Origin of the sequence: Rhodococcus zopfii NBRC 100606 = JCM 9919 (genome assembly GCF_001895025.1) — a bacterium.
Taxonomy (GTDB): domain Bacteria; phylum Actinomycetota; class Actinomycetes; order Mycobacteriales; family Mycobacteriaceae; genus Rhodococcus; species Rhodococcus zopfii.
Genome location: NZ_BCXI01000072.1, coordinates 1 through 12,023 on the forward strand (window position 1 = coordinate 1; position 12,023 = coordinate 12,023).

A 12,023-nucleotide genomic window follows, 5' to 3' on the forward strand; every position below is an offset into this window, starting at 1 on the left:
TTCTGCGTGATCAGGATACGGTCGGTCAGGCTGTCGTCGTGGTGCGCGACGATGCGCACCTCGGCGAGCAGTTGGTCGCCTACCTCGTGCCGGACCGCGAGGGCGAACTGGACCTCGAGGCGGTGAAGTCGTCGGTCGCCAGGGAGTTGCCGTCGTACATGGTGCCGTCCGCCTGGGTGGTGCTCGAGGCGTTGCCGTTGAACATCAATGGCAAGCTCGACCGCAAGGCGCTGCCCGCGCCGGTGTTCGAGGCCGTGGCCTTCCGCGCCCCGGCCACGGCGATCGAGCAGATCGTCGCGGCGGTGTTCGCGGAGGTGCTCGGGGTCGAGCGGGTCGGGTTGGACGACGATTTCTTTGCGCTCGGTGGTAATTCGCTGGTGGCGACGCAGGTGACTGCGCGGTTGGGTGCCGCGTTGGATGCGCAGGTGCCGGTGCGGTCGGTGTTCGAGGCGTCGACGGTGGCGGGGTTGGCTGCGGCGGTGGAGTCGCATGCGGGTTCGGGTGCGCGGGTGGCGCTCGCGGCGCGTTCGCGTCCGGAGCGGGTGCCGTTGTCGTTGGCGCAGCAGCGGATGTGGTTCCTGAACCGGTTCGACAGCGGCACCGCGGTGAACAACATTCCGGTGGCGTTGCGGCTGAGCGGGGCACTCGACGTTGCGGCGCTCAGCGCCGCCGTCAGGGACGTCGTGGCGCGCCACGAGGTGCTGCGTACCTACTACCCCGAGTTCGACGGTGTGGGACAGCAGGTCGTGCGGCCTGTCGCCGACGCCCCTGCACTGCAGGTCGAGCGTATCGAGGCCGGGCGCGTCACCGAGACCGTCGCAGAACTGATCGGCACCGGCTTCGATGTGACCGCCGAAGTGCCGTTCCGTGCTGCGCTGCTCGAATTGTCGTCGAATGAACGAATTCTGGTGCTCGTGGCACACCACATCAGCGCCGACGGATTCTCGATGGGTCCGCTCGCCCGCGATGTGATGGTGGCATATGCGGCACGATCGCGCGGAGACGCGCCGTCGTGGGCGCCGCTCGAGGTGCAGTACGCCGACTTCGCGCTGTGGCAGCGCGAGGTCCTCGGCGACGAGCACGACCCGGATTCGCTGATCGCGCGGCAGCTCGCCTACTGGTCCGACACCCTCGCCGGGACCCCGGACGTGCTGGACCTGCCCACCGACCGGCCCCGGCCGGTGCAGGCGACCTATCGCGGCGACACCCACCGTTTCGAGCTGCCGGCCGACGTGTTCGCCGCCGTCGAACGGTTCGCGTCCGATCGGGCGGCCACGCCGTTCATGGTGGTGCACGCCGCGTTCGCGGTGCTGCTGGCGCGGCTGTCCGGCACCGAGGACATCGTGATCGGCTCGCCGGTCGCCGGGCGCGGTGAGGCCGCACTCGACGACCTGGTCGGCATGTTCGTCAACACGGCGGTGCTGCGCACGATCGTCGACGGCTCCGAGTCGTTCACCGACCTGGTCGGCCGGGTCCGTGAAGGCGACCTCGGCGCATTCGGTCACGCCGACGTGCCGTTCGAGCGTCTCGTCGACGAACTCGACCCGGTCCGGTCACAGGCGCATTCGCCGATCTTCCAGGTGGTACTGGCATTCCAGAACCTTGCCTCGGGAACGTTCGAACTCGGGGACCTGTCCGTGGCGCCGGTCGAGGCCGACGCCCGCATCGCGAAGTTCGATCTGCAGCTGACCGTCGTTCCGGGCGGGAACGAGCAGGCCGGCGGGGTGCCCGCGATGTTCGACTACGCGACGGATCTGTTCGACGCCTCGACGATCGCCGCGTTCGCGGATCGATTCGTGCGGCTGCTCACGACACTGACCCGGTCCCCGGAACAGGCCGTCGGCGAGGCCGACCTGTTCGCTCCCGGTGAGCTCGCCGCGCTCCTGGCGCACGCCGGGCCGGCCGGACCGGCGCCGTGCACCCTGCCCGAACTGATCGCTGCGGCCGTCGCCGCGAATCCCGGTGGTGTCGCGGTCCGTTGTGAGGGTCGTGAGCTGACCTATCGGGAACTGGACGCTCGATCGTCACAGCTTGCCCGCGTGCTGCTGCGGCGTGGTGTGGGTGCCGAGCAGCTCGTCGCGGTCGCGATTCCACGGTCGATCGATTCGGTGCTGGCGGCATGGGCCGTGACGAAGACCGGTGCCGCGTTCGTCCCGGTGGATGCGAACTACCCGGCGGAGCGGATCGAGCACATGGTCACCGACGCCGGCGCCACGATCGGGCTCACCCTGGCGCGGCACGTGGAGTCCCTGCCGGGCGTCACCGACTGGCTCGTCCTCGACGACGGACTGCAGACCTCGATCGACGCGGAATCGGCGACTCCGGTGGCCGACGCCGAACTGCCCCGGCCGATCAGGGTCGGGCAGGTGGCGTATGTCATCTACACCTCCGGTTCCACGGGTAAGCCGAAGGGTGTCTCGGTCACGCATGCGGGACTGCACAACTTCTGTGTCGAGCAGCGCGAACGCTACCGCCCCGGCCCCGATTCCCGGATCCTGCACGTGTCGTCGCCGAGTTTCGACGCGTCGATGCTCGAGTTGCTGCTCGCGCTCGGTGCGGCATCGACGATGGTGATCTCGCCCGCCACCGTGTTCGGTGGTGCGGAACTGGCGGAACTGATTCGCCGCGAACGTGTTTCGCACGCATTCATTACCCCGTCGGTGCTTGCGTCGATGGACCCGTCCGGTCTGGACTCGCTGCAGCACCTCGTCGCCGGTGGTGAGGCGGTACCCGCCGACGTCGTCGCGCGATGGGCTCCCGGCCGATCGCTGTACAACGGCTACGGACCCACCGAGACCACGATCATGGCGAACATCTCGGCGCCGATGGCGCCGGGCGCTCCGGTCACGATCGGCGCCCCGATCCGCGGGATGCGCGAGGTCGTGCTCGACGCGCGGCTGCGCCCCGTTCCCGTCGGCGTCATCGGTGAGCTGTACATCTCGGGTATCCAGCTCGCGCGGGGCTATCACGCGCGTGGCGCGCTGACCGCCGACCGCTTCGTCGCCGACCCGTACGGCGGGCCCGGCGAGCGGATGTATCGCACCGGTGACGTCGTGAGATGGACGCCGGATGGCGAGATCGCCTACGTCGGACGCAGCGACCACCAGGTGAAGATCCGCGGCCTGCGTGTCGAACTCGACGAGATCGATGCCGTGCTCGTCTCGCATGAGAGCGTGGACTTCGCGGCGACCGTCGGGCACGACACCCCGACCGGTGGCACAGCCGTCGTCTCGTACGTCGTACCCGCCGCCGGTGCCGTGGTGGACACCGACGCGCTGCGGGAGTTCGCGGCGACCTCGTTGCCGGCGCACATGGTGCCGGTCGTCGTGATTCCGCTCGACACGATCCCGCTGACACCCGTCGGCAAACTGGACCGCAGGGCTCTGCCGGAGCCGGTGTTCGAGGCACGCGCCTTCCGGGCGCCGTCGACGCCGATCGAGGAGATCGTGGCCGGGGTGTTCGCGGACGTGCTCGGCGTCGACCGGGTCGGTGCGGACGACGACTTCTTCGATCTCGGCGGCAACTCGCTGGTCGCAACGCAGGTCGCGGCGCGGCTCGGCGCGGCACTCGACACCACGGTGCCGGTCCGGGAGCTGTTCGAGGCACCGGCCGTCGCGACGCTCGCGGCCCGGCTGGAAGGTCTCGCCGGGGGCGGCGGCCGCCCGCCGCTCACGGCGGGCGTGCGACCGGAGATCGTGCCGCTCTCTCTCGCGCAGCAGCGGATGTGGTTCCTCAACCGGTTCGACCCGGCCTCCGGGTCCTATAACATCCCGCTGGCGATCCGGCTGTCCGGCGCGCTCGACGTCGCGGCATTGCAGGGCGCGGTCGGCGATGTCATCGGCCGCCATGAGATCCTCCGCACCGTCTACCCGGAGCGGGACGGCACCGGGCACCAGGTGGTGCTGCCGGTCGCCGAGGCACTTCCGGACCTGGCCCCCCAGCGGGTCGGTGCGGACGAGCTGCCCGATCGGGTTCGCGCGCTGGCATCGGCCGGGTTCGATGTGACCGAGGCGATTCCGGTCCGGATCGGATTGTTCGCGATCAACGAGACCGAACACGTCCTCGTTCTGGTCATGCACCACATCAGCGGCGACGGTTTCTCGCTCGGCCCGCTGACCCGTGACGTCATGATCGCGTACACCGAGCGGGCCGCGGGGCGTCTGCCCGCGTGGGCGCCGCTTCCGGTGCAGTACGCCGATTTCGCGCTGTGGCAGCGCCGGGTCCTCGGCACCGAGGACGATCCGGATGCGCAGATCTCGGCTCAGCTCGGCTACTGGCGTGAGGCGCTCGCCGGACTGGCGGACGACCTCGAACTGCCCACGGACCGGCCGCGCCCGGCGATGCCGTCCATGGCGGGCGCCTATCACGCGTTCACGCTCGAGCCGGAACTGCACCGCGGACTGACCGAACTCGCTCGCGCCCACAACACCTCGATGTTCATGGTGGTGCACGCGGCGCTGGCCGTGCTGCTCGCCCGGCTCACGGGCGGCCGCGACGTTGCGGTCGGTACCGGCGTGGCAGGACGCGGCGAGCCGGAGCTCGACGACCTGATCGGCATGTTCGTGAACACGCTCGTGCTGCGTACCGATGTCGATCCGTCCCGGTCGTTCGGTGAGCTCGTCGATCGCGCACGTGAAGTGGACCTGTCGGCGTTCGCGAACGCCGACGTGCCGTTCGAGCGGCTCGTCGAGGTACTCGATCCGGCGCGGTCGTCGGGACGTCACCCGTTCTTCCAGGTGATGTTGTCGCTGCAGAACTTCCGGCCGGTGTCCTTCGAGCTGCCGGGGCTGACGATCAGCGGCCTCGACACCGGGGAGGTCGCGGCCAAGTTCGATCTGATGCTCACCCTGGAGGGCACCTACGACGACACGGGCGACCCGGACCGGTTGATCGCCGGGTTCACCTACGCGACCGACCTGTTCGACGCCTCCACCGTCGAGCGGTTCGCCGAGCGATTCACCCGGATCGTGGAGGCGGTTGTCACGAAACCCGACGTGATCGTCGGCGACATCGACATCCTGGGCGCGGCCGAACGAGCACAGTTCCAGGCCCGCCCCGCCGAGACGGGCACCGGACCTGGGGTTGCCGCCCGCAGCCTGGTGTCGGTGCTCATGTCCACCGTCGAGTCCGACCCGGAGGCTCCGGCGGTGGCGGACGGCGAGGACGAAGTTCCCTACGCGGCGTTGGGTACGCGTTCGTCGCGTGTCGCCCGGTACCTGCTCGGGCGCGGAGTCGGCGCGGGAAGCCGGGTCGGCATCCGCTTGCCGCGCTCGGTGGATCGCATCGTCGCCGTGTGGGCCGTCCTCGAGACCGGCGCTGCAGTCGTCCTGCTCGACGACAGCGAGACAGGGACCGGGGTGGATGTCGTGGTCGGTGTCGCTGCGGACCGCAGCGACATTCCCGCGAGCGACATTCCCGCGATCGTCCTCGACGATCCGGACACGGCCTCGGCCATCGAGGCGCAGTCCGCGACTCCGGTGACCTACGCGGATCTGGCACGTCCGATCCAGGGTGACGACCCGGCGTTCGTGCTCGGCGCGGGCACCGGCCGGGAACGGGTGATCGGTCACGCCGACGCGGCGGACGCCGCCGCCCGGCTCGCGGCCCGAACCGGCGTCGACTACGAGTCCCGCACCCATGTGCACGGACCCGTGAACTCGGAGGCCGCGGTGCTCGAGCTTCTGGTGGCCGTCACGGCCGGCGCCGCCCTCGTGGCGCCGCAGGAGCCCGCGGCATCGTTCGAGGACGAGCTCGCCGAGCAGTGGGTGACCCATCTGTTCGTCGGTTCGCCGGGCGCACCCGGATTCGCCGACGGAATTCCGGAGGACCTCGTGGCCGTGGTGTTCGTGGACGTGCAGCCGGAACCGGGCTATGCGGACCTGCTCGGCGCCGACGGCCCGGATCTGTACACCGACGCCGTGGTCGCCGAGCGCGCGGACGTGATCGCCTCCGACGGCGGTACATACGTGGAGTGACCGTCCGTGTCCTCCACGCGGCGCCGGAACCGACGCGACACGGCGGCCCGGTTCCGGGCCGCCGCCAGGTCCCGATCGTGTAACGAATCGCGGTCCAGCGAGGGTATAGAGTTGACGCTTTCGTGCACGCATCAGCCGGATGTGGGGCCGAAGCGCCGGCTCTTACCATGGAGCGGGTAGATGGGTCAATAGACGAGAGAGCCCCGAGTCGCGCTGCGACCGAGGTTCTCCTGTCCTGGGCATGAGGGGTTGTTAACGAATGACGGCTGACGAGACCGGAGCCAAGGCTGCAGGTGGGGCACGCCGCAGGACCGGCTCCAGCAGGCCGGCTCGTCGTCGCCGCACCCGTGCACTCACCCTCCCTCAGTTGCTCGCCGCGGCCGTGGAGATGGACCCGACGGCCACCGCGGTCGTCCTCGGCGACCGGCGGCTGACCTACGGCGAACTCGACGAGCAGTCCTCCCGCCTCGCACGGGTGCTCGTCGCGCGCGGTGTGCAGCCCGAGACCTTCGTCGCGCTCGGATTGACCCGTTCGATCGAGTCGGTGCTCGCCTGGTGGGCCGTCGCAAAGACCGGTGCCGCCTTCGTTCCGGTGGACCCGACCTATCCTGCCGACCGTATCGAACACATGGTCACCGACTCCGGTTCACGCTTCGGACTCACTCTCACGACCCACCTCGACGGCCTGCCGGATTCGGTCGACTGGCTCGTCCTCGACAGCGCGGAACTGGCCGCGGAATGCGCAGCGGTGTCCGGTGCGCCGATCACCTACGCGGACCGGATCGGATCGTTGTCCGTCGACAACACCGCGTACGTCATCTACACGTCCGGCTCCACCGGACTGCCGAAGGGTGTCGCCGTCACCCACGGCGGCCTATCGAATCTGTCGGCCGAGCAGCGCGACCGGTTCAAGATCGATTCGTCTTCCCGGACCATGCATTTCGCGTCGCCGAGCTTCGACGCATCCATCCTCGAACTGCTGCTCGCGATCGGGGCCGGCGCGACCATGGTGATCGTGTCGCCGACGATCTACGGTGGCGACGAACTCGCCGACCTGCTGCGGCAGGAAGGTGTCACCCACGCCTTCATCACCCCGGCCGCGTTGGCGTCGATGGACCCGACCGGACTGGACACGTTGCGTGCGGTCATGGTCGGTGGTGAGGCCTACCCCACCGAGTTGATGGCCAAATGGGCCGGCAACCGCGACTTCTTCAACGTGTACGGGCCGACCGAGACGACCATCCTCGCCACCAGCAGTGATCCGCTCGAGGCGGGCGGGCCGATGCCGATCGGTGTTGCCCTGCGCGGCGTCTCGGCGCACATCCTCGACGGCCGCCTCAACCCCGTCCCGATGGGAGTGGCCGGCGAGCTGTACCTCTCCGGGCCGGGCGTCGCACGCGGCTACCACCGGCGTCACGGCCTGACCGCCGAACGATTCGTCGCGAATCCGTTCACGGGTGAGTCGGCCACCGGCGAACCCGGTGCGCGCATGTACCGGACCGGGGACGTCGTGCGCTGGGTCGACGGCCCCACCGGGCCGGTCATCGAGTACGTCGGCCGCAGTGACTTCCAGGTCAAGGTCCGCGGTTTCCGCATCGAACTCGGTGAGATCGACGCGGCGCTCTCCGCTCACGACTCCGTCGAGTTCGCCGCGACCATCGGGCACTCGTCCACGACCGGGGTGACGACACTGGTGTCGTATGTGCTTCCCGCGGCCGGAGCGGCCATCGACCAGGACGCACTCAAGGAATTCGTGGGCCGGACGCTGCCGACCCACATGGTTCCCGCCGTGGTGATGACCCTCGACGAAATCCCCCTCACCGGAAACGGCAAGCTCGATCGGAAGGCGTTGCCGGAACCGGTGTTCGAGGCGCGGGAGTTCCGTGCTCCGTCGAACCCGCTCGAGGAGACCGTCGCGGCGGCGTTCGCCGACCTGCTCGGCGTCGAACGCGTCGGCCTCGACGACGACTTCTTCGAACTCGGCGGCAACTCCCTGATCGCGACGCAGGCGGTGGCCCGACTCGGAGCCGTGGTCGACACGCGCATCCCGGTACGGGACCTGTTCGAGTCCTCCACTGTCGAAGCCTTCGCCGCCCGCCTCGCCTCGCACACCGGTGAGACCGGGCGCCTCCCGCTCGAGCCGCAGGACCGCGGCACCGTCATCCCGCTGTCGCTCGCACAGCAGCGGATGTGGTTCCTCAACCGATTCGACACGACGTCGACGGTCAACAACATCCCGCTCGCGATCCGCCTCACCGGCCGTCTCGACGTGGCGGCACTGCGCGCCGCGATCGCCGACGTCGTCGAGCGACACGAGATCCTGCGGACGATGTACCCGGAGCTCGACGGCACCGGCCACCAGGTCGTCCTCCCCGCCGCGGAGGTCGTCGACGACCTCACCCCCGTCCCGTCGACGGCAGACGAGATCCTTTCGGACGTGGTCGAATTCGTCGACGACGGATTCGACGTCACCTCCGCGGTCCCGGTGCGGATCCGCCTGTTCGTGCTCGGCGAGGACGAACACGTGCTCGTCCTCGTCGTTCACCACATCAGCGCAGACGGCTCGTCGATGGCTCCGCTGACCCGCGACGTCGTCACGGCGTACGCGGCCCGGAGCGCCGGGTCGGCGCCGGCCTGGGAACCGCTCGCCGTCCAGTACGCGGACTTCGCGCTGTGGCAGCGCCGGGTCCTCGGCGCCGAGGACGACCCGGACTCGCTCATCGCCGGACAACTCGACTACTGGAAGAACACGCTCGCCGGGCTGCCCGACGAACTCGCGCTGCCGACCGACCGGCCCCGGCCGCAGACCGCATCGAACGCCGGCGCGATGTACCGCTTCCCGATCGACGCGGACCTCGTCGCACGCCTCGAGGCCGTGGCCGCTGCGGAACACGGCACCCTGTTCATGGTGGTCCACAGCGCACTCGCCGTGTTGCTGGCCCGGCTGTCCGGCACCGAGGACATCGCGATCGGCACGCCCGTCGCGGGCCGCGGCGAGCAGGCGCTCGACGATCTGGTCGGCATGTTCGTCAACACGCTCGTGCTCCGTACCCAGGTTTCGCCGGCGGCCGCCTTCACCGAACTCGTCGCCCAGGCCCGCGAGACCGATCTCGGTGCGTTCGGGCACGCCGATCTGCCGTTCGAACGGCTCGTCGAGGTGCTCAACCCGGTCCGGTCGCAGTCGCGGCACCCGTTGTTCCAGGTGGCTCTGTTCTTCCAGAACCTCGAAGAGGCCCGCCTCGACCTTGCGGGTCTTCGGGTGGAGGGCCTCGACGCCGGCGTGACCACCGCGCGATTCGACCTGCAGCTGACGCTGGCCGCCGACACCGACGGCGGCGGCATGGTCGGCATGCTCACCTACGCCACCGCGCTGTTCGACGAATCGTCGGTCGTGGCGATCTCCGAGCGGCTGCTCCGCATCCTCGACGCTGTCTCCACCGATCCCGCGGTCACCGTCGGTGATCTGGAGATCCTCGGTGCCGACGAGCGCAGCGTCCTGCTCGACACGTGCAACGACACCGGGCACGAGGTCGAGGATCATCTCCTGCTCGACGGCTTCGACGCTCAGGTCACCCGCACCCCCGATGCGACCGCCCTCGTGTACGAGGGGCGCGAACTCACCTACGCCGAGTTCGATGCCGAGGTCAACCGGCTTGCGCGGCACCTGATCTCCCTCGGGGTCGGACCCGAATCCCGGGTCGCGCTGGCGATGCGCCGGTCCGTGGAACTCGTCGTCGGCATGTACGCGGTGCTCCGCGCGGGCGGCGCCTACGTGCCCGTGGACCCGGACCACCCGGCCTCGCGTACCGAATACATCCTCGACGCCGCCGAACCGGTGTGCGTGCTCAGCACCGAGCGTGACGGTGTCATTCTGCCCGAGCACATTCCGGTCCTGCACCTCGACACCCTCGACCTCGCGCATCTGCAGGCCACCCCGATCCGGAACGACGAGCGGAACGCGGTGGTGCGTCCCGCGAACACCGCGTACGTCATCTTCACCTCCGGATCCACCGGCCGCCCGAAGGGCGTCGCGGTTCCACACGGCGCGATCGCGAACCAGATGGCCTGGATGCAGGGCGAATACCGCCTCACCGAGGCCGACGTCTACCTCCAGAAGACCGCCACCACGTTCGACGTGTCGCTGTGGGGCTTCTTCCTGCCGCTGCGTGTCGGCGCGACGCTCGTCGTCGCGACACCCGACGGTCACCGTGACGCCGAGTACGTCGCCCGCACGATCCGCGAGTTGTCGGTCACCCTCACCGATTTCGTGCCGTCGATGCTCGCGGTCTTCGTCTCGTACGCGGACCCGGCCGACCTGGTGACGCTGCGCGACGTGTTCGTCATCGGTGAGGCACTGCCTGCCCAGACCGCGCACGCTTTCGCGTCCGTCTCGCCTGCCGGACTGCACAACCTCTACGGACCGACCGAGGCGGCCGTGTCGATCACCTACCGGCAGGCGGCGCTCGACGACGCCGGATCGGTCCCGATCGGTGTGCCGCAGTGGAATTCGAAGTCCTATGTGCTCGACGGCCGGCTGCGTCCCGTCCCGCTGGGTGTCGCCGGTGAGCTGTATCTGGCGGGCGTGCAACTCGCGCGCGGATATCACGGCCGGGTCGACCTGACCAGCGACCGTTTCGTCGCCGATCCGATCGGTGTCTCCGGCGATCGCATGTACCGCACCGGCGATCTCGTCCGCTGGACCCGGACGTCCACCGGTGCACCGGAGCTGGTGTACATCGGCCGCACCGACTTCCAGGTGAAGTTCCGCGGCCAGCGAATCGAGCTCGGCGAGATCGAGACGGCCCTGCTCGCCGACCCCACCGTGATGTCGGCGTCGGTGCAGGTGGTCGCCACCCCGACCGGCGAGCAGCTCGTCGCCTACCTGGTCGCCGAGGCCGGAGCCGACATCGACGAGCAGTCGTTGCTCGCCGGACTCGGCAAGAGCCTGCCGTCGTACATGATCCCGGCCGCCGTCGTCGTGCTCACCGAGTTCCCGCTCAACGCGTCCGGCAAGCTCGACCGCAAGGCGCTGCCGGAGCCCGTGTTCGAGACCCGCGCATTCCGTGCCCCCACCACCCCGGTCGAGGAGATCGTCGCCGGAGTGTTCGGGGAGGTACTCGACATCGAGCGGGTCGGTCTCGACGACGACTTCTTCGCGCTCGGCGGCAACTCCCTGATCGCGACCCAGGTCGCGGCGCGACTCGGCGCCGCCCTCGAAGCCCGCGTCCCGGTGCGGGAACTGTTCGAAGCCTCGTCCGTGGAGGCCCTCGCCGCCCGGCTCGAATCGCACGCCGGTGCCGGTGGCCGGGCAGCGCTCGCGGCACAGGTGCGCCCCGAGCGGATTCCGTTGTCGCTGGCGCAGTCCCGTATGTGGTTCCTGAACCGTTTCGATCCGGAATCGACCGCCTACAACCTGCCGACGGCGCTGCGGATCCGCGGTGCGCTGGATACGGAGGCGCTGCGCGCGGCGGTCGCCGATGTGGTGGCGCGGCACGAGTCGCTGCGCACCGTCTACCCGGAGACCGTCGACGGTCCGGTCCAGGTGATCCTGCCCGCCGGGCGGGCCGCCATCGCGATGGACGTCGTCGCGGTCGACGAGGCGCAGGTCGCCGGCGCGATCGCCCGATTCGTGGGGCAGCCGTTCGATGTGACCGCCGAGATTCCGCTTCGTGCACGGGTGTTCGAGGTCGGAACCGAGGACTTCGTCGTCGTCACGGTCGTTCACCACATCTCCGCCGACGGTTCTTCGGGTGGGCCGTTCGTGCGCGACCTCATCTCCGCCTACACGGCCCGAGTCGGCGGCGGGGTGCCGTCGTGGGAACCGCTGGCGGTGCAGTACGCGGATTACGCGTTGTGGCAGCGGTCGGTGCTCGGGTCGGAGGACGACCCGTCCTCGCTGATCTCGCAGCAGATCCGGCACTGGTCCGGTGCTCTGGCGGGTCTGCCGGATCAGTTGGAGTTGCCGACCGATCGTCCGCGTCCGGCGGTGCAGTCGGTGGCGGGTGCGCGGGTGGATGTGGTGGTGCCGGCGGAGTTGCACGGACAACT

The 12,023-nt window shown here is 69.6% G+C and carries 2 pseudogenes; both read left to right on the plus strand.

What is annotated here, in order from left to right:
* Positions 1 to 20: 20 nt before the first annotated feature.
* Positions 21 to 5,975 (plus strand): annotated as a pseudogene (locus RZ1_RS28315) (amino acid adenylation domain-containing protein); the annotation flags it as partial.
* A gap of 259 nt (positions 5,976 to 6,234) precedes the next feature.
* Positions 6,235 to 12,023, plus strand: a pseudogene (locus tag RZ1_RS28320) (non-ribosomal peptide synthetase); the annotation flags it as partial.